A 19,177-nucleotide genomic window follows, 5' to 3' on the forward strand; every position below is an offset into this window, starting at 1 on the left:
GCTCGCCCCGCAACGCCTCCAGCGCAACTTTCGCCTTGAACTCAGCCGTGTAATGCTTCCGCTTTCCCGTCATCGGGTCCGTCCTTTCCCCAGGGCGAACCAAGCTTAGCCGACTGCTCGGGTGATGGGGACCACCTCACAGCGACATGCCGAGCCCGTCACGCCACACGCACTTGATCAAGTCGCCGCGCCTCCCACGGAACACGTAGAGGTCGCCGGCATGGGGATCGCGGCCGAGGCCCTCCTGAACCTTGACTGCCAGCGAGTTCATGCCGCAGCGCATGTCGGTCACGCCGCCGGCCAGCCAGACCCGCACGCCCGAGGGCATCGGGATCATGCCGGGCGCCGCAACGTGGCGATCACCGCGGTGATCACGGCCGGATCGACCGTACCGGTGATGCGCAGGCGCGCGGTTGCGAACTCGACCTCGATGACGCCGGCCGGCGGAACCGAAGACGCCGCCATCGGCTCCGGTGCATCCTCCGCCAGCGGCTCGCCGGGAGCGACGGTGACCGGCACGAAGGCCGGCAGTTGCGGCTGCAGGCCGAAGAACCGCCGACGCCAGCGGTATAGCAGGCTGACGTCCACGCCCCGGCGCCGGGCAACCTCCGTCGCCGTGACGCCCGGCCGGAACGCTTCCTCGACCAGCTGAAGCTTTTCCGCGTCGGTGAACCGACGCCGACGCTCCACACCCGTAATCACCTCGACGCGCTGGATAGTCATAGGGACTGCCATAGGGATAGCCACAGGGACAGGCCCGATAATTCAGCTTCCCGCTCCGCTCACAAGGCGGTGCTCGGCGGAGGGATACGGACGTCGGCGGCCCCTGGGGATATGAGAGCTACCTCGAAGCCATCGCCGACCCCGAGCATGAGCGCCATGCCGAGATGATCGAATGGCGCGGCTCCGGCTTCGATCCGACCACCGTAGACGAACCCGCCATCCGCAAGGAACTCGCCCGCCTTGCCAAGCGCTTCGCCCGCCGCAAGCCGAAAGAGCCCTGACCGCAGCCCTCAGCCGACGCTTACTCACCTCTTCGTCGGAAATGGGCCCTGGCGGTCCCGTCAGAACCGGATCCCGGCCGCAGCGCCGACGATCCGACGGACCACCTGGACCAGCACCACCCCGAGGGCGAGCCCGGCCAGGTCGGCGGCCCAGTCCAGCAGGCTACCTTGCCGACCGGGCGTGGCGCTCTGGGCGATCTCGATCGCGGCCGCGAAACCGGCGAGCGCGAGCTGGGCCGCGGCCAGGTGGCGCGTCCCCCGGCAGGCCAGGGCGGCGAGAATGGAGACCGCGACGAACGCGCCGACATGGGCGAGCTTGTCCAGATGGAAGTGGCCGGGTGGCGCCAGCCCGGGCTGCAGGGATCCCCAGGCGACGGTGCACAGCAGCGCCAGCAGCGCCGCGCTGGCGAGGTGCCGCTGACCGGGGCGACGTGCGAGGCTCATCGTCCGGCCGCCGGCACTGCGGCCAGTTTCCGCTCCCAAGCCAGGGCAGTGCCGACGATCCGGCCCAGGTCGTCGTGGCGCGGCGTCCACCCGAGGACACGCCGAATGCGCCCGTTGGCGGCGACCAGAGCCGGAGGGTCGCCGGGACGGCGGTCGGCACGGCGAATGGCGAGCGGACGGCCCGCGGCGCGCTCGACGGCCGCAACCACCTGCCGGACCGAGAAGCCGCACCCGTAGCCGCAGTTGAGGGTAACGCTCTCCCCGCTCTGCCACAGATGCTGAAGCGCGAGGACATGCGCCTCTGCCAGGTCGCTGACATGGATGTAATCGCGGATGCAGGTCCCGTCCGGCGTCGGGTAGTCCTCGCCGAACAGGTCGAGGTGAGGACGCAGCCCCAACGCCGCCTGGCACGCCACCTTGAGGAGGTGGGTGGCACCCGGCGATGACTGGCCGGTGCGCAGGCCGGGATCGGCACCGGCGACATTGAAGTAGCGCAGGATGGCAAAGGGCAGACCATGGGCGGTGCCGGCATCGGCCAGCATGAGCTCGGTCATCAGCTTCGAGCGGCCGTAGGAGTTGATCGGCGCGACCGGCGCCGCCTCATCCACCGGCTCGCTCCCCGCGGCCCCGTACACGGCGGCGGTCGAGGAGAAGATGAACGCCCGCACGCCGGCTTCGACGCTTGCCGTGATCAGGCCGTGGCTGTTTACGGTGTTGTTGGCGTAGTAGTCCAGGGGCCGCCGCACCGACTCCGGCACGACGATGCTGCCGGCGAAATGCATCACGGCGCCGACGCCATGCTCGCGCAGGATCCTGCGGATCAGGCCGCCATCGGCGAGGCTGCCCTCGACCAGGGGAACGCCGGAGGGGAGCGCATCGACGCGCCCGGTCGACAGGTCGTCGATGACGACGGTAGGAACGCCGGCATCGTGCAGCGCCCACACAACATGGGAGCCGATGTAGCCGGCACCGCCGGTGACGAGAACGGTGCGATAGTCCTGGAGCATGGCTTCCAAACGAGAAGATGGTTTCACCTTCACCTGCCGGGCAGTGGCGCAGTGGTTCTTCTTTAGAGGAACCAGTTGTGCAAATCCCGCCAATCCACATGAGGCACCAGTTCAATGGACACGGCCAGACACAGCCAAACATCAAACTACAATTCTTCAAACCAAAACGAATTCTGCTAACTCGATGACGATCCATACGCAATGGTGCGCGCCCTCATATCTGCAAGCCGGCCCTCCGCATCCTTGATGATCAGCCATGTCTCGTTCGTGCGGAAACGCTGAAGAAATCGGAGATCACCGTAGGCGTAGAGATCTAGCGGGAAGCCGCGAAGGAAGGCCCAGGCGCGCAAATGAAGCAGCAGCAGATTCGCGTGGAACCATCCCGCGAGACCAGGTGGGCGGATCAGCCGGAGATCCATGTCAGATCGCTCCCGCAGTCTCAATCCATGGTCAGCAAAGGAGCCAATGACCAAGGCTTCCTGAACACGGCGAGCAGCCTCGACCTTGGCGATAACCGCCCGGCCCTTCGCATTAAGCAGGTCCGGATCGGCACGGTAACCCGGACAATACCTGAAACACACCCAGACATGACCGTTGAGAGTCCAATTCACCGTGTGCGCCAGGACCAGCCCTGCGAGCCCGTCGAGTACGGGCGGCCCATCCGATGTCAGCCGGAGCACGACGGCAAAGACGAGGGCGAGCAAGACTTCCAGCAACGCCCGAAACACCAACTCACCCCGGTCCATTCCCCTCGTGCCCTGCGCTACCCAGTTGATGAGCAGGATTCCGAGGCAGGACTGTGATGCGGCCCGAAGTAGCGGGATGTTGGGCAGCCAATCGAATTGCTTCTTCTTGAGCGGCATTATCGCTCCCCCTCCGCAATGATTCGCAGAACGCGCTGGAGGCCCGTATCGACATCGCCAGCGTTGACGAAAAGCGGAAGATCAAAGGCTACTGCCGCCCGTCGATAAAGTTCACGGCGGCGCTCCTGATGCCGCTCAAGGCACGCGTCAGGCCGATCCCGGGCGATCATCTCGCCTGGGCGCTCTACGATCACGATCGCGTTCGGCTTCGGCAGCAGTGCAAGAAGGGAGCGGCCGTAGCGGCCGAAAACGATGCCGTCGAGATTCGTGTCTACCGCCAGATCGACCAACGTGTCGAGGACGGAGCGGTCGCCCATGACCAGGGCCTTGCGGCCCGACAGGCGATAACGGATCAAGATGCCGAGGAAGTTGTCGATCCACTGGAGGGCCAGGAAAGACAATCCGATCAGCCTGTTGTGCTGGAAATCGTGATAGCCGATCAATATCCCCGCGACGCGGACTTTGTAATTGTGCCCCGTGAGCCGGGTGAGGGCCAGGAGCGGCTTGGACAGGTAGTTCTGAAAGCGCAACCAGACGTGCCGGTGAGCAATCTTCCGGGCATCCAACTTGCCGCAGATCGCCCTCAGCAAAGTCGTCTTGCCGGCTCCATCCACGCCGCAGAGGCAGATCAACCGCCAGTCTCGAAGACGCTCCACGATGTCCCGGTCCAGCGTCTGCGCCAGAGGCTTCACCGCCTCCGCCCAATCGTGCCAGACCGCCCCTCCGGGCGGCGGTGAAGAACCCGCGAGGGCCACCGCACGCGTCATCGCGGAGGCCAACTCCTCCGTAGAGTTGGCGACCTGCCCACCGAAATGATGGACGAATTCGCTGACGCCCGGCGTGTCGAACGTGATCAGCGGGCAGCCACTCAAGCCAGCCTCGATCGTCACCAGCGGCGGGTCCGAAAGCACGATCTTGAACGGTAGCAGAACGGCGTCCGCGACCTCTACCTCGGCCGCGATCTCCTCTGGGGAGAGATAGGAGGTGCAGATCTTGATGCGGGAGCGGAATGGGCTTCGTTCTACGAGCGTCTCGACACGGCGGAGCGACGGCAGCGAGTAGGGTTCCTGAGCGCGCAACAGCAGGACAAGGCGCCCGTTGAAGCCGGCGCGGCACCCCTGCTCGAACGCGCGGACCGCCGTGTCAGCTCCCCGCAGTAGGAGAGGAGGGCCGAAATAGAGGAGTGTGCCGTCGCCGCGCCCCTTCCACTGCCGCCGCGAAAACACCGAACCGACCTGTGGCAGGACAACAGGCCCGTCGGGCAGGCCGGCGGCCACATGGCGGCTGCGGCTTGCCTCGCTGAAATAAGCCGCACCCGCAAGGCCGCTCTTCGCCCAAAAATGCCCGAGGAACGGGCGGCCCAGGGTGGACGCCAGCAACGGGATCTTGACCAGGGACCACTCAAGCCAGATGCCTTGGATGCTCAGCCGACCCAACTCCCTTCCGCTGAAGAGCTGGTTGCCGATCAGGGCGAAGACCCGCCCAGGCAGCCGAAACCGCGACGGGCGGAACAACTCATGCGCACCGGTAAGCACGAGAGTGACGTCCGGGCCGAATTCTTCGATTGCCCGATACAGCTCGGGAGCCGGCCGCATCCGCTCGAAGAGGGCAGGCACGTGCTGCACAGGATAGCATAGAACGGCACCGGCCGGATCGCCGTCGGTCATCAGTCGAACCTCGGCGCCACGTGCCTGCAACCCGTGAGCGATGCCGTCGACCATGTACCAAGGCTGCTTCCGCAACTGGCCCGGTGCGAAGGAGCGGCAGACCAAGGCTACTTTCATTTCAAGCCGTTCGATCATCTCAAGCCGTTCGATCATCGCGCCGCATCGCCAAAGAACGCTAGGAGTGCTTCGGAATTGGCGGGCCCGTGCAGCCGCAGCACCTTCTCGCGATGACGTGGATATCGTAGCGAGGTCAGACGCGGGACACGGCCAGCCACCTCGCGCAGAGCTCCGGCCAGCGCTTCGGCGTCCGCCGCGCGCACGATCTCGGCGTCCACCAGCTCGCAGATCGAGCCGTCATCGGTGGCGACGATCGGGAGTTCCATCGCCATCGCTTCCATGAGGACCACGGGAATGCCCTCCGCCCCCTCGTCCTCGGTGAATTTCGAAGGCAGACAAAAGATGTCCGCAAAGCGCATCAGCTCACGGATCTGTGTCGGACCGAGCTTGGGGAAAACGACGAAGCGGTCGGCCACTCCCTTGTCTCGAGCCAGGGCCGCCACGTCGAGCGTCCCGAAGCCGACAGCCATGAAGCGGAAACCAGGCAGCCGGGCTGCGGCTTCGACCAGTTCATTCCATCCCTTGCGAGGCGTAAAGCGCGCCACCGTCAGGACGGTCGGCCCGTTCTGCGGTCGCCAGAATTCGGTGTCGATCGGTAGACGAACGAGATGGACCTTCTCCTCCGCGACGGCCCAGTCACGGACCAGGAGCCTCCTGTTCTTGGCGGAAATCGTCACCACCGACCGTGCATGCGCCATGGCGATCCGGAACAGCTTGGGATTGGGTTGGGCGTAGATCTCATGGGCGTGGATCGCCACAGTCAGCGGTGTGTCGGTCAGGCGGCTGAGAAAGTAGGCAACGAATAGCTTCCGGTCACCGAAGGACGCATGCAGCAGGCGGTAGCGCCCCCTTCGAATCTCATCGAACCAGCTTAGGGCGACGAGCCATTCCAGGATCGCACCGCAAGCCAAGGCCAAGCGTAGCGATTTGAGCGTCTCGCCCAAATGGGTGGCGAGCGCAAGAAGAACGCCTTTGAGCAGCGGTACGGGCCGGGGACTGTGGACAGGAATACCGGAACGTGGTTCGAATCCATGAGAGCGGATGTTCTTAATCGAGTACAGGTCGACCTGTACTCCTCGGTCGGCTAATGTCTCCACTTCGCGCTTCACAAATGTTTCCAGTCCGTCGACCATGGTGACGACGTAAGCGATCGGCCCCGCGAATGCCTGCATTCCCCGCCCCTAGAATGTCTGAAGGTAGCTGGCGACCAGCATGGGAACGTTGGTTTCTCGAAGCCTGTAGCGGATGTCGGCAGGATCGCGGCTCAGCACCTCGCCAATGGCCGAGCCAAGATTTTGCAAGTCCCAGACGACGGTCACGCCGAATTCGCGCGCGAGCACCTGTGCGAATTCGGCTTGGTTCCCCTGGTCACGCCAGCGGACTTGGTTGCCCGTGCGCGGCACGACGAGCATCGGACGCGCCGCGCGCATGACCTCGCCGACGATTCCGGCTCCGGCATGGCAAACGACCAGCCGCGCGGTCCGGATCGACCGCACCATGTCACCGGCTGCGAGGAAGCGCCGCCAATGCAGAACCTTCGGCTCGTAGCGCCCCAATCCGATCTGGGCGAAAGTCTCGTAATGATGCTTGCCACATACTGAATCGACCGCCGCGATCAGTGCATCGAAGGCAGAATTCCCCACCGTAGCAAAAATCACAGGAGTAACCCCTCCGCACAGATGGATTTCGGGTAATACGTCTGCTGCTCCTTCCACTGCACGATGAAAAGATCGGAGAAGGGATAGGCTATGCGTCCGGTCAAGGTTGGGCGAACTTGGCCACAGCTTTCGACGAAGATCACCTTCGCTCGAAACAGCAGCTTACCCAAAATGACGGTCGAGATGGCGACGTCCGCCCCGGTCGAGACGATGACCTTGGGTCGCTTACGCACCAGAATGAGGAAAGACTGGGCCGCATTCGCCAGGGTTCGCAGCACAGACTTTCGAGGATGCGTTACAAAGTACCTCTCCACGCCATCATCGAAGCGCGGAGACCACCAGGTTACATGATAGCTGTCGACGAATTCGATCCCCTGGATGGCGCGAGTCAGCTCCGCATAATGACCGCCCACGGAGTAGGTGAAGCAGGTCCGGCGCTCTTCTCTGTATATGGTTTTCTGCATTCTAAGGGAAAAGCCTAACTCTTCTCGAATATTGCGCAAGAAACTTTATACGGCGCAAACAGCCACCGCCAGTGATGCATGACGGACAGCCACCCCCCAAAGCGCGGAAGCGGAATGGCGGACCGGATCAGGCGACGTACAAATTCGCGCGGCCGTTCACGCAGCTCTTCCCCCAGCGTCGGCCCTATCACGAGACGGCTCTCGCGCAAGCTCAACTGCGGGAACAAGGCGGCCAGTTCGTCGACGCTCGGCCGGAACAGAGTGTCTATAGGATCGGGATGGTAGGGGAAGCTGTTGGGCACCGTGACGACGAGGGTTCCGCCAGAGGGCAAGAGGGCGGTCAGCCGCTCAGCGATCGCCAATGCGGACGGAACATGTTCCAGAATGTTGCAGCACAAGATGGTCTTCACCTCCAAGCGCCGCAGCTGCTCGAAGCCGTCATCATCCATGATGTCGACAGCGATGTCGACGCCGGTATCGGCCTTGAGATCCGCGTGAATGATGCGTATGCCACGGTGCCTCATAGGTCGGAAAATCAATCGGTCCAGGAAGGGCTGAACCCGCTCCCGAAAATGGAGGGTCGAGCTGCCGAGATTGAGCACCGGCATCAAGGTACTCTGATCTTGCCCGGCCAAAAAACCCGCCACCCATTCGGCTTCTTTCAGCAGCATCGCACCCTCAATATCCTGGTAGACATGAAAATGTCCTACCTTCAGGCTGCCTTGATGGCCACATGCATCTGGCAGCTAAGCAGGAAGCGGGAGAGCGCCAGACGACGAATACACCGCTCGACGGCGGCAAGCAGACGCGGCGATTCCTGCCAGCGCCTGAGCATGCCTGGTACAATTAGCGGTATGAATATGGCCAGTTTTGTCTGCACCACTTCAAAACCCGCCCTTTGAAGCTGGCTCTTGAGCGTGTTGACGGTCAATACGTTGAAGTGCCCAATCTGTTTAGCTTGCTCGGCGGCTTCCAAATTGACGAAGGTGTGACCTGTGACATTGAGATAACGACGCAACAAACGGCTTTTGGCATTTTCACGGGTCTTCAGATCGGCGTACCGTTCTCTCCGCAACAGCATCAGCAGCCTCAGCGCACCCTCCTGGATGCGCCGGCGGTATTCGCCGCGATTAGGCGTGGTAATCAGCAGGACACCACCTGGCTTCAGTACCCGGAAAAACTCGTTCAGCATCATCTACGATTGCTCAGGAAGAAGATGCTCGATCATCTCCGAGTTAAAAATGTTATCGGCTGTTTCATCGTGCATCGGAATATTCAGTGCGTCCGCCTGCACAAAGTAGTTCCGCGCCGAAGCAAGAGATGGCGCAACCGATGCCATCTGGCCAGCCGCCCAGTCCATCAAAATTAGCTTTTCCGGCACCAGACCGGCATGCACCAACAGAGAACGAAAGATCTCACCACCGCCACCTCCAACATCGAGCGTCACGCCGAGACTCTTTGGCACCAAGTCCAACAAGGATTCCTTCCTTGAATTACGATAATATTTTTCTGCATTATCGCCCTCAAAGGTGAACGCATCCCCCTGAATCGAATTCAGCGACGGCGCCGCCTTCCTAAGATTTACCTCTTCGTAGTATGCGTTCAGTGCACGATCGGATGGCATAGGATTGAGGCGTATTACCTGGTCTCTAACAGGGTAGGTATGTGAACCAGACACCAGAACGGCATCTGCATAGACCAGAGGCGTTTTCTCGACCGGACAACGCAGCAGAGGAAGGAGTTCGAGCAACGACGCATCGAAGGCGGCGTGCTCCAGATCACGAGCCGGAGCGTCAGCGCAGTCAGCCACGGAAGTCGATTGTCTCATCACGTCCTACTCCGGTTGGTCAGCGTACCACACGTGATCGCCACGCCCTTGGGCTTTCCCCACCGCAGGATGGCATCCAACCCGTTAACGAAGGTTTCAGCAGATACTTGAATTGGAAGATGATCGCGTCAATCAGATGCCTACGCAATGCCCTACTATAAAGAAGCGCCCAGAACCCACCGACGCTAGCCCGCCTTCCGTCGGGGTATACGGCTGCATCGGCGAAATAGTAAACGCCCTGCCCCGCCAACCACGATTTGTAGCAGATGTCAACGTCTGCCATAAAAGTTATGTAAGATTCATCGAAGCCCCCGATCCTATCCCACAAGCTTCGCCGAATCAGAATGCAAGAAGATTGCAACCATTCTGCCGGCTGCGTCGCCTCGTAGTCGGCATGCGAGACGCATTGCCCTGGAAACAAACGCCGCGCGGCCTGCTTGAAAATGTTCGGTATCGTCCGTATCGTTTCCGCCACCGAACCGTCCGGATTGATCTGCCGCGGACCGCAAATACCGATTTGCGGATGGCTGTCCAGAAATGCCACGAACTCGCGTAGGCTGCCCACGTCCCGCCACTCAACGTCAGGGTTGACCATGAGCAGGTAGTCACCCCCTCCCTGGCGGGCTCCCTGGTTACAAGCCCGCGTATAGCCTATGTTGCGGTCGTTAACCATAAGGCGCAGGTTCTCGACGGTTTCCAGCTGGCGGAGAATTTGGTGATTGCCGGGATCGGCCGAGTTGTCGACCACAATGATGCTCATACGGTCGGCTGGATACTGCCGGCACAAACTCTCCAGGTTGCGCACGAGCAGTGTCGCCTTATGAAAGTCGACGATCACGACATGGACATGGGGGAGCAAGCTTTCGGGGACTGCCTCAGTCATAAATCCCTTCCGATATCTGCGCAAAGCGGGTGGTACAGCGATCGTAGTAAGCCTCGGCTCGCGCCCGGCACGCCGAAGGCGCATAGGCCGTTCTCAGGAACCGAACAAGTTCCTGCACCCGCGTCTCAGGTTGGCCTACGGGAATGATGATCCCGGAATCCGGTGTGACAATGTCCGGGACGCTCCCAACGGCGGTCGAGAAGACTGGCTTGCCGCAGGCTAGCGCCTCGTAGACGACGTAGGGCCCGCCCCCCTCCTGCTCGGATGTCAGCAACAGCCCCTGACTCGCGGCATAGATCGCGGGCATCTGGTCCGATGCCTGTTGGCCGAGCGCCAGGACGCAATCCCCAAGTCCAAGGGATTGGATCTCTCTCGCCATCGCCGCTCCCAACTCTCCATCGCCGATGAACGCGAGGCAGTGCGTATTGCGCAGCGGAGGGTCGATTGCCATCGCCGCTGCCCAGAGTCGCAAGGCTGACAGGGGACGCTTCACGGGCGCCAAGCGCCCGCTGACCACAATGAACTTCCGTCCCCGGACCTCTGGGATGAGCATCGGCGGCGCCTCGGATACTCCATGCAGGCACATCAAGACGTCAAGATTCTTGCAAATGCCTCTATGGCGAGCCGCATAGAATTGGCCGAGTGCCTCACTGGCCACGGTCACGCGGTCGACGCAGGTCCGCAGTATCAGGCGCTCCAAACAAATGAAGAAGGATACGAGCCAGGCAAGCTCCGGGTGCTTGTCCGCGAACACGCTGAACGTGTGAGTGTGGATCGTCAGAACGATGCGGCTGGCAGGCAGAAGCAATCTAATAGCGGGCGCGAAATAGGGCCGGTGGATGTGAAATATCGCGGTCTTGTATTGCGACCGGTTGCGTGCGATGTGCTTGACCAACTGCCACATGAAGCGCGGCCAAGGGCAATCCCGGGAGATTGGCGCATAGCGGACCTTGGCCTCACCTATGGCGATCTCTGCCACCGGTCCGTCGCCGAACCCGAGCACCCGGACGTCAGCCCCGAGTCGCCCTTGCTCCTGCACGAGATTGCGCAAGTATCGGATGCCGCCACCCTGACCCGGGCGTTGAACATAACCGTTGTAAACATTAACTATAAACATAGAACGATGAAGCTCCCAGTGGCCACCATTGCCAACGCAGGTGGAACGAGACCTGCATTGCCAAGCACGAGCCATCGCATTTGTTTAGGCAAGAGACAAAACGAGCCCACGAGCCCTGCGGCTTCGCCAATGGCCCTCGCGTAAGGTAGGCTGTCGATAGAATGAAAAACGGCAAGCCCCGAAGTCGTGCCAGCGAGCGATACTAAGCTCAGAGCGAACACGCGCAGTCGACCGCCACCGACAACGATCACGGCTAGCAGCACGATGCCGACGTAACGCACTCCAACGTAGGGCGCGAAGGCCTCAACGACAGCGGCCGCGGGGGCGTAGGACGCACCGAACACCACTACTGTCAGCATCGGTCCCGCCAGCGCGAGAGCGAGCATGGTCGGCACGGCATAGAAGACGGCGACCCGAATGGAGGAACCGAGCTCTATTGCAAGATCGGGCCCCTTCCGGCCGGCAATTGAGGATTGGACCGTCCAGAGCAAGGCCATGGCGGGAATGACCGAAGCTGTCGCGGCTTGTGATGCGACCGCGTAGTAGCCGGCCTGGACCGGACCGAACGCCGCCCCGGCCCACAGAAGGTCCATGTTCAGCTGAGCCTGCTGAACCAGCGCAGCGAGCATCAGCCCAGCCCCGTCGCGGAGTTCAGCCTGTGCGGCCCCCAGGGATCCGACCGACCAGAACCGCACTCTGGCGCCGTCGAGGAAGGTCCAGGCCCAAACCAGCCCAAAGGTGAGCAGGAAGCTGATCGTGAAGCTCGTCACTGCCACCTCAAGGGACAGGACGCCGAACAGAGTGGCGAAAACCAGGATCACGCAATTGATTATCGGGCGGAGCGCCATCGCCATTGCGAAATGCCTGTCGCGGCCCGTTGCCACCAAAAGCCAATCGAACTGAAATGGTGCGACGAGAACGACGAACGAAACCAAGAGGGCCACGTCCCACTCTGCCGGGACAAAAAGGCTCAGGGCCGCTACGCTCACCAGAAACATCGGAACGGCCGCGGTCATGCGCGCCCGGAAATAGGCGGCAGCGATCGCCTGAAGTGCCGAAACCGGCTGCCGTTCATGGACGCTCGCGCTCGCCCTCGTCAGAGCGATCTGAAACTGACCGAACTCCGCAAAGACCAGTGCGTAAGCGTTGGCTCCGATCAGTACAGCGTGAAGGCCGAACTCTGCAGGAGCTAAGCCGTGCGCCAGCAACACCGATGCCAAAAGCCCGGCGGCAACGCCGACGATCCGGCCAGATGCCGATGTAAGCGTCCGGCGGAAGATGCTATCGGCCATGGGTGCGCAGCCGGTACGTATTCTCAACCAAAACAGCACCGAAGAACGCCCAAAAGCCTCTCGCCAGAACCACATTCACACTCGACTCCTAACCGGCCGCAGGGGCGCAGGAGAGCGCAGCGGAGATGCTTCATCCGGCCTGGCTTCGACGTGGCCGAACGCACGGTACCGTGCCTCAGCCAAACCGACCATGAACCAGTATAGCGTCATATGTAGGAGTGCCGTGGTTGCCATTGAGTAAAAGCCCCACACGAAAACACAGACTGTCAAAGACATTACCGAAGCAGATAGCATTGCGCCATAAGTATCTCTACAAAGAACCTGAAGGCGGGAAGCATGCCAATATCTCAAAAAAATCTTAGCCAGCATGGCAATGAAAACGATAATGCCAACAAAGCCAAGCTCACCCCATCGATGAAGATAGTGAACGTCGATCGAGCTGGTGCCGAATGTCCTTATGTTGTAGAGCCTATGGATAACACTTTCGCTTTCCACCGCAACCCAACCACCGAAATTACCTGGCCCCGTTCCCAGGAAGAAATGATCACGCAAAACCGGAATACTTTGGACATAGGCGAGTTGCCGGGACCATTCCGCCGGATCATAAGCGCTCAGGTAACTGATTGGAGACAGGAGTTCGGCAAATCTATCCGACAGCACCCCCTGGTAGAACATCAGCCCCCCGGCGATGACGGCGGCATAAGCTACAACAGCCCCTTTACGATTGATTGCGGAAAGTAGAATGGCAGAAACACCACACAACGCCGTCAGCATTGGCCCACGAGAATTTGCAAGCAACAGCCCAATCACCAGAAAAGACAGAAAAATCAAGAACTTTATTTTGTCTTTACCCTTGGTGTTTAGAGCCATAAAGGTTACCGGCATAAGCGCAAAAAGAAGAAAGTAACCAAAATCCGTTGGGTCCCCAATGAACGAATGTGCACGAAAAACCACCCCCCTCACCTGCCCGTATTTGTTGTATATATTCCAAAAATTTCCGCTGATTGTATATTCAAATACCGCGACCAAGGAAATCAGCATCGATGCGACTAAAAACATCCTGGAGATCTTTTTAGAATCTCGATCAAGGACCTGCAAACCAATACACAAACCGAGCATAGGAAAAAAAATATTTCTAAACTGCTGAAGTATCTGTCCACCATGGACATAGTAGTTGCTCAACGCACCAGAAAATGCGGACGCAAGGTAACTTGCAAGCAACAGACACAAATACCCCCAGAGGTACTTCGTCATACCGCCTATAGCTGCATTGCGCGCAACAAAAACCCCGCCAATCAGCAATATAATGTCGTCGACTATCTTGAGCTCGTCAGCCCCCGTAATGTAAACCAAGAAGTTGGTGAACAATAGCCCTATCAGCGCGGCATGTACGTAGAATACAAAAATTGACATAATACACCCTATCTCCTTATTCAGAAAACTTTATCGGATTTCTCCGCGCGCCAAATCTCTTCGAACAGATAGACTATACTTGAACGATTCAGCCGCCATCACCGAGAGGCTCAGGTCAACAGCTGGCTTCCGAAACGAGAGAGCGTTGTGCATAGCCGCTCCCAACTAAAAGCCGATGCCACCTGTCATAGCCGCAGGTTCTTACCGGATGAGCCGGTATGTGCATTTGCGGACGCGAGGTCTTTCAGGTATTGTCCGTAGCCGCTTTTTTGTAATGGCATTGCAAGCGTAAGGACTTGCTCGCGGTCGATGAAGCCCATACGGAACGCCACCTCTTCAATGCAGGCGATGCGCAATCCCTGGCGCTTCTCGATCGTGCGCACGAACTCCGATGCCTCTAGTAGAGATTCGTGCGTGCCTGTGTCAAACCAACAGAAGCCGCGGCCCAACACCTCTACCTGAAGGCGGTCGAGATTGAGATAGGCTGCGTTCACCCCAGTAATTTCCAGCTCCCCGCGCGCCGAAGGCTTGAGGGAGGCTGCGATATCGACGACATTATTGTCGTAGAAATAGAGTCCTGTAACTGCCCATTGCGAGCGCGGATGCAGAGGTTTTTCCTCAATAGATAGGGCCCGCCCCTGCGCATCGAACTCGACCACGCCATAGCGCTCGGGATCACTCACCGCATAGGCAAAGACGGTCGCCCCCGACTTGCGGCTGACAGCCCGACTCAGTTGAGCGGTCAGCTGATGACCGAAGAAGATATTGTCGCCCAAGACCAGCGCACAGCCGTCATCGCCGATGAAATCCCGTCCGATCAGGAAGGCCTGCGCCAGACCGCCGGGCACAACCTGGACGGCATAGGACAGCCTGAGACCCCATTGCGAGCCGTCCCCCATGAGACGCTGGAATAGCGCCTGATCGTGTGGAGTCGTGATAACCAGGATATCCCGGATCCCCGCCAGCATCAGGGTGCTCAGCGGGTAGTAGATCATCGGCTTGTCGTAGACCGGTAGCAGCTGCTTGCTGATGCACAACGTGATTGGATGCAGCCGCGTCCCAGAGCCGCCGGCGAGAATAATTCCCTTCACGCGGCGTGCTCCATCGTCCGGCCGGTCAACTCGGCCACGCAGGCGCGGAGACTGTCTCGCCATGGGGGCGCGGCAAGGTCGTAGACCCGGCCGATGCGACTGCAATCGAGGACGGAACGGGCGGGTCGAGCGGCCAATGTCGGGTACTGCGCAGTCGTAATGGGCCGTATGACGGGCGCCGCAAGGCCGAACCGGGCGCCCTCCTCGAAGATTGCACAGGCGAATTCGTACCACGAGGCATCGTTTCGACCGCAGAAATGGAAAGTGCCGAAGCCGTCCACCTTGCCCTGGTCAATGGCACCAACCATTGCCAACAGGGCCTTCGCGACATCGGCCGCAGCGGTCGGACAACCGCGCTGGTCATCGATGACAGCTCGCTCCGGCCATTCCCGACCCGGATGCAGCATGGTCGTCAGGAAATTGCGACCGAACGGGCTGTAGACCCAGGCGGTCCGAAGGATGACATGGCGCCCGCCGGCGGCGCGCACAGCGCGCTCGCCAGCCAGCTTGCTCTGGCCGTAGACATTGAGCGGCTGGACCGGTTCGTCCTCGGCATATGCCCCGTCCGTCTTCGAGCCGTCGAACACATAGTCGGTCGACAGATGGAAGAGGGGCAGGTCCCGCACTGTACAGGCACGCGCTATCAGGCCCGGCGCCCTGGCATTGGCCGCGAAAGCTGCGTCGCGCCGGCGCTCCGCTTCGTCGACGGCCGTGTAGGCGGCAGCGTTGACGACAGCTATCGCGTTCGGGCAAACAGTCAGCGCCCGTTCGATATCGCGCTCGGAGGTAATGTCGACGTCTTGGTGCGTGAAGCCTCGGACCACCCATCCAACCGGCAGCGGCAGGCGCAGCAGTTCGCGGCCGACCTGACCTGCGGCCCCGAAGACCACAACCTCCTTCACGGTACCACCTCCATCGCCGGAAGCCCCAGTCGCTCGCCAGCGTAGCGGCTACTCCATATCAACCGGCTCCAGTCGTGGTTGTCGAGAAACCATCGCACAGTCTGGTGCAAGCCGATCTCGAAGTCTGTCCGGGGCTGCCATCCCAGCTCGCACCGGATCTTCCTGCTGTCTACGGCGTAGCGGAGATCGTGACCGGGGCGGTCGGCGACAAAGCTGATGAGATTGCGGTGCGGCCGGTGCGGCGCGTCCGGCAGGAACTCGTCCAGGGCTGCGCAGATGGCCTCGACCACCTCGTTATTGGTACGTTCGGCGTTGCCGCCGATATTGTACTTCTCCCCGACCCGGCCCTTGCGCAGAATGGTGTACAGGGCCTCCACATGATCTTCAACGTAGAGCCAATCGCGAACGTTGCGGCCGTTGCCGTAAATCGGCAGAGGCTCGCCCCTGAGCCCCTTCATGATCATGGCGGGGATCAGTTTCTCTGGAAACTGGTAGGGGCCGTAGTTATTCGAGCAGTTGCTGACGAGGACCGGCAGCTTGTAGGTGTGATGCCACGCTCGCGCCAGATGGTCAGCTGAAGCCTTGCTCGCCGAATAGGGCGAACTAGGTGCGTAGGGCGTGTCCTCCGAGAAGCGGCCCTCTGCACCCAGTGAGCCATAAACCTCGTCCGTCGAGACGTGCAGAAAACGGAAACTGTCCCGATCCGCCCTATCGAGGCTAGTCCAATAATGGCGCGCTGCTTCTAGAAGCGTGTAGGTGCCAACGATGTTGGTCTGAATGAAGACGCCTGGAACGTCGATCGACCGGTCTACATGCGTCTGCGCCGCCAGATGAATGACGGCGTCGGGCCGGTGTTCGCGGAAAACCCGCTCCACTTCACCAGGATGGCAAACGTCGACCCTCTCGAACACGAATCGCTGACCATCGTTGACCTCAGCCAAGCAGTCGAGGCTTGACGCGTAGGTCAGGGCATCGAGACCCACGACTGAGCAGTTGGTCTTCCGAATCAGGAACCGGCATGCAGCCGATCCGATGAAGCCGGCCGCGCCGGTAACCAGAATCTTCACGGCAGTCTCCTGGGCCAATCGGACGCAAAGCTCAGAAAAGGCATCTTGTGACCTCCCGCAGCCGTGGCAGCCGCGTGCCTTTCGGTGGTAGGAAGGCCGCGTCGCCCGCAACCGGCCAATCGACCCCAATGTCAGGGCCGTCCCATCGCAAGTCAATTTCGTGCTCTGTAGAATAGAAGCCACTCATCTTGTAAGTAACCGACGTATCCGGCTCCAATGTGCGGAAGCCGTGAGCAGAACCGGTCGGAATATAGACTTGCTCGCCTCTGTCAGCGCTGAGGACCACCCCGACATGATGGCTGTAAGTCGGCGAACTCCTGCGCAGGTCGACGGCCACATCGAATATGCTGCCGTTGCCAACAAGCATCAACTTGGCTTGAAAGGAGGGCGCAAGCTGCAGATGCAATTCCCTCACGGTTCCGCGTCGAGCAGAGTAGGAGCGATTGTCCTGCACGAACTTGTCCGCGCCCCCAACCGGAGCAAGAGAACGTCGGTCGGAGACGTTGACAAAGAAGCCTCTCTTAACTCCTACCTTATTCATCTTTGCGCTCGCCCGGATGTCCTTTATATAGCTCGACGGGCAGGCTGGCGAACAAAGGCCCGATCTCCCCTCGCATTAACGCCGGCAGGCCAGGTACAGCTTGATGCCACCAGCCAGCAGACGATTGCCGATCCGACCGCGCCGCAACGCCCGGCCAACCGGATCCAACGCCCGATTAATTCGAAAGAAACCTTATCCCGGCCGGTCATGGGCACACCCGCACACCTGCGATGCAATGCCAAGCACCGCATATTCATAAACGCTTACGAACGCTAGCCGACAAACGGAAACAAACTCTTAACCAGCTGCTGAGGCATGGCGCTCGCATCCCGCACCTCGCCATCCATTTCAGTAGACGTTTCTGCCCATTAACACGAGAACCGTACGAATGAGGATCTTGAGGTCGAACCAGATCGACCAGTTGTCGACGTAGTGGAGATCGTGCCGGACCCGCCGCTCCATCTTCTCGACCGTGTCGGTCTCCCCGCGCAGGCCGTTCACCTGCGCCCAGCCGGTCATGCCGGGCTTCACCTTGTGGCGCTCGAAATACTCGGCTATCAGCCCGCCATACAGGATGTTGTGCGGCACGGCGTGCGGCCGCGGGCCGACCAGCGACATCTCGTTGCGCAGCACGTTGAACAGCTGCGGCAGTTCGTCGACGCTCGTCCGGCGCAACCAGGCTCCCACCCGCGTCACGCGCGGGTCGCCCCGCCTGGCCTGGGGAACGTCCGCCCGGTCGGCCCCGCCATGGCGCATGGAGCGGAACTTGTAGACCTCGATAATGCGGTTGTTGAAGCCATAGCGTTGCTGACGGAACAGGATGGGTCCCGGGCTGTCGAGCTTGATCGCGACTGCGGCGAGCAGCAGGACCGGCGAGCACACCGCCAGCATCAGGACGGCCAGGACGGCGTCCTCCGCCCGCTTGACGAAACGCTGAAGGTCCGACAGCGGCCGCTTGGTCAGGGTCGGCATCGCAACCCGGTCCATCACCGCCGTGCTGGGACCCGCCAGACCCCAGGCCAGGGGAGGCGGCAGGAGATGCACGTCCATGGGCAGCGCACGAAAGCGCCCGGCCAGGCGCTCCACGGTCGCGGCCTCGTCCCACGACACGGCGAGCAGCACAAGTTCCACCCCCGTCACCCGGGCGAACTCGATGGCGGCGTCGAGCGACGGCAGCATCGCCGTCCCCGGCAGGCCCCGATCCGCCGGGAGATCCCCGCCGGTGCAGCAGATGCCCGAGATCGCGACCGCCGAGGTCGGCAGAGCCTCGTGATGGCGCAGATACGCGGCGATCCTGTCGGGATCGCCGACGATCAGCGTCCGGTGGGCGAAGACGCCCCGGGCGCGGGCGCGCCGGAACAGGCAGTAGGCGGCGACCCGCACGCCGACAAGGCCGGCCGCCGTCACCGAGAACCAGATGCCGGCCCACAGACGGGAGAACTCGCTGCCGGTCTTCGTCATGAACGCGAGCAGGGCGATAATGGCGAAGGTGCATGCCCACACGGCGAGCAGGCGCCGGATCGAGCGCATGAGACGGCCGAGTTGCTCGAGGTCGTAGAGACCCTGATGGCTCGCCCCCTGCTGGCTCAGCAGCAGGGCGGTCAGGATGGCGAACCAGTACTCTCCAGGCAGCTCGTAATGATTGAAGCGGAACAGTGCCGCGGCCACGGCCCCCGCGAGCACGGCGGCCCCTTCTGCCAGCCGTACCGCCGCCGTGAACAGCGGCAGCGAGAGGCGCCTGGGCGCGGAGCGCGCGAACGCTCCACCGAACGTGACCTCGCCTGGAATGCTTACCAAGGGTTCACCTCGCCAATGAACC

The 19,177-nt window shown here is 61.2% G+C and carries 21 protein-coding genes and 1 pseudogene; 1 reads left to right on the forward strand and 21 read right to left on the reverse strand.

Annotated elements, in window-relative coordinates; genetic code table 11:
* Positions 1–136 precede the first annotated feature (136 nt).
* Both tnpB and tnpA read right to left on the reverse strand, forming a co-directional pair.
* Complete coding sequence (tnpB, locus tag VGO20_RS24130) at positions 137–337, reverse strand: IS66 family insertion sequence element accessory protein TnpB (RefSeq protein WP_327504950.1); 201 nt, start codon at positions 335–337, stop codon at positions 137–139.
* The gene (tnpA, locus tag VGO20_RS24135) at positions 334–723 is read right to left on the reverse strand and encodes an IS66-like element accessory protein TnpA (RefSeq protein WP_327504951.1); all 390 of its coding nucleotides are present in this window, start codon (positions 721–723) and stop codon (positions 334–336) included. Before tnpA ends, tnpB begins: the two co-directional genes overlap by 4 nt.
* Before the next feature lie 77 nt (positions 724–800).
* Here tnpA and VGO20_RS24140 point away from each other — a divergent pair.
* Positions 801–1,004: pseudogene (locus VGO20_RS24140) on the forward strand (IS1096 element passenger TnpR family protein); the annotation flags it as partial.
* Positions 1,005–1,064: 60 nt separating this feature from the next.
* On the opposite strand, the gene VGO20_RS24145 reads toward VGO20_RS24140, so the two are convergent.
* From VGO20_RS24145 to VGO20_RS24235, 19 genes are all read right to left on the reverse strand, one after another.
* Complete coding sequence (locus VGO20_RS24145; RefSeq protein ID WP_327504952.1) at positions 1,065–1,448, reverse strand: VanZ family protein; 384 nt, start codon at positions 1,446–1,448, stop codon at positions 1,065–1,067.
* Positions 1,445–2,455: a UDP-glucose 4-epimerase GalE gene (gene galE / locus VGO20_RS24150; protein ID WP_327504953.1), complete on the reverse strand. Its 1,011-nt coding sequence runs from the start codon at positions 2,453–2,455 to the stop codon at positions 1,445–1,447. Before galE ends, VGO20_RS24145 begins: the two co-directional genes overlap by 4 nt.
* Before the next feature lie 176 nt (positions 2,456–2,631).
* Entirely contained in the window at positions 2,632–3,318 is a 687-nt protein-coding gene (locus VGO20_RS24155) for a hypothetical protein (RefSeq protein ID WP_327504954.1), read from the reverse strand.
* Positions 3,318–5,138 carry a glycosyltransferase family protein gene (locus VGO20_RS24160; protein ID WP_327504955.1) on the reverse strand — a complete coding sequence of 607 codons (1,821 nt, stop codon included), beginning with the start codon at positions 5,136–5,138 and terminating at the stop codon, positions 3,318–3,320. Before VGO20_RS24160 ends, VGO20_RS24155 begins: the two co-directional genes overlap by 1 nt.
* The gene (locus VGO20_RS24165; RefSeq protein ID WP_327504956.1) at positions 5,135–6,274 is read right to left on the reverse strand and encodes a glycosyltransferase; all 1,140 of its coding nucleotides are present in this window, start codon (positions 6,272–6,274) and stop codon (positions 5,135–5,137) included. The genes VGO20_RS24160 and VGO20_RS24165 overlap by 4 nt, the downstream gene beginning before the upstream one ends.
* Positions 6,275–6,283: 9 nt before the next feature.
* Positions 6,284–6,760, reverse strand: coding sequence for a glycosyltransferase (locus VGO20_RS24170; protein ID WP_327504957.1), 477 nt, complete (start codon positions 6,758–6,760; stop codon positions 6,284–6,286).
* The gene (locus VGO20_RS24175; RefSeq protein ID WP_327504958.1) at positions 6,757–7,224 is read right to left on the reverse strand and encodes a hypothetical protein; all 468 of its coding nucleotides are present in this window, start codon (positions 7,222–7,224) and stop codon (positions 6,757–6,759) included. The genes VGO20_RS24170 and VGO20_RS24175 overlap by 4 nt, the downstream gene beginning before the upstream one ends.
* A gap of 14 nt (positions 7,225–7,238) precedes the next feature.
* Positions 7,239–7,895: a class I SAM-dependent methyltransferase gene (locus VGO20_RS24180; protein ID WP_327504959.1), complete on the reverse strand. Its 657-nt coding sequence runs from the start codon at positions 7,893–7,895 to the stop codon at positions 7,239–7,241.
* 41 nt (positions 7,896–7,936) lie between these two features.
* Complete coding sequence (locus VGO20_RS24185; protein WP_327504960.1) at positions 7,937–8,419, reverse strand: methyltransferase domain-containing protein; 483 nt, start codon at positions 8,417–8,419, stop codon at positions 7,937–7,939.
* Positions 8,420–9,052: a class I SAM-dependent methyltransferase gene (locus tag VGO20_RS24190; protein WP_327504961.1), complete on the reverse strand. Its 633-nt coding sequence runs from the start codon at positions 9,050–9,052 to the stop codon at positions 8,420–8,422.
* 19 nt (positions 9,053–9,071) lie between these two features.
* Positions 9,072–9,935, reverse strand: a complete 864-nt coding sequence (locus VGO20_RS24195) for a glycosyltransferase (RefSeq protein ID WP_327504962.1) — start codon at positions 9,933–9,935, stop codon at positions 9,072–9,074.
* On the reverse strand, positions 9,928–11,127 hold the full coding sequence (locus VGO20_RS24200) for a glycosyltransferase family 4 protein (protein ID WP_327504963.1): 1,200 nt from the start codon (positions 11,125–11,127) through the stop codon (positions 9,928–9,930). Before VGO20_RS24200 ends, VGO20_RS24195 begins: the two co-directional genes overlap by 8 nt.
* Positions 11,043–12,344: an MATE family efflux transporter gene (locus VGO20_RS24205; protein WP_327504964.1), complete on the reverse strand. Its 1,302-nt coding sequence runs from the start codon at positions 12,342–12,344 to the stop codon at positions 11,043–11,045. Before VGO20_RS24205 ends, VGO20_RS24200 begins: the two co-directional genes overlap by 85 nt.
* 75 nt (positions 12,345–12,419) lie before the next feature.
* Positions 12,420–13,757, reverse strand: coding sequence for an O-antigen ligase family protein (locus tag VGO20_RS24210; protein ID WP_327504965.1), 1,338 nt, complete (start codon positions 13,755–13,757; stop codon positions 12,420–12,422).
* A gap of 185 nt (positions 13,758–13,942) precedes the next feature.
* Positions 13,943–14,848 (reverse strand): glucose-1-phosphate thymidylyltransferase RfbA, encoded by a 906-nt coding sequence (rfbA, locus tag VGO20_RS24215; protein ID WP_327504966.1) that lies wholly within the window; start codon positions 14,846–14,848, stop codon positions 13,943–13,945.
* Positions 14,845–15,750, reverse strand: a complete 906-nt coding sequence (rfbD, locus tag VGO20_RS24220; RefSeq protein ID WP_327504967.1) for a dTDP-4-dehydrorhamnose reductase — start codon at positions 15,748–15,750, stop codon at positions 14,845–14,847. The genes rfbA and rfbD overlap by 4 nt, the downstream gene beginning before the upstream one ends.
* Positions 15,747–16,817: a dTDP-glucose 4,6-dehydratase gene (rfbB, locus tag VGO20_RS24225; protein ID WP_327504968.1), complete on the reverse strand. Its 1,071-nt coding sequence runs from the start codon at positions 16,815–16,817 to the stop codon at positions 15,747–15,749. Before rfbB ends, rfbD begins: the two co-directional genes overlap by 4 nt.
* 31 nt (positions 16,818–16,848) lie before the next feature.
* Entirely contained in the window at positions 16,849–17,358 is a 510-nt protein-coding gene (locus VGO20_RS24230) for a dTDP-4-dehydrorhamnose 3,5-epimerase family protein (RefSeq protein WP_327504969.1), read from the reverse strand.
* A 348-nt stretch (positions 17,359–17,706) separates the two neighbouring features.
* Positions 17,707–19,155: an undecaprenyl-phosphate glucose phosphotransferase gene (locus VGO20_RS24235; protein ID WP_327504970.1), complete on the reverse strand. Its 1,449-nt coding sequence runs from the start codon at positions 19,153–19,155 to the stop codon at positions 17,707–17,709.
* Positions 19,156–19,177 lie beyond the last annotated feature (22 nt).

This window comes from Arenibaculum sp. (assembly GCF_035998295.1).
In the GTDB taxonomy this organism is placed as follows: domain Bacteria; phylum Pseudomonadota; class Alphaproteobacteria; order Azospirillales; family Azospirillaceae; genus DASYHS01.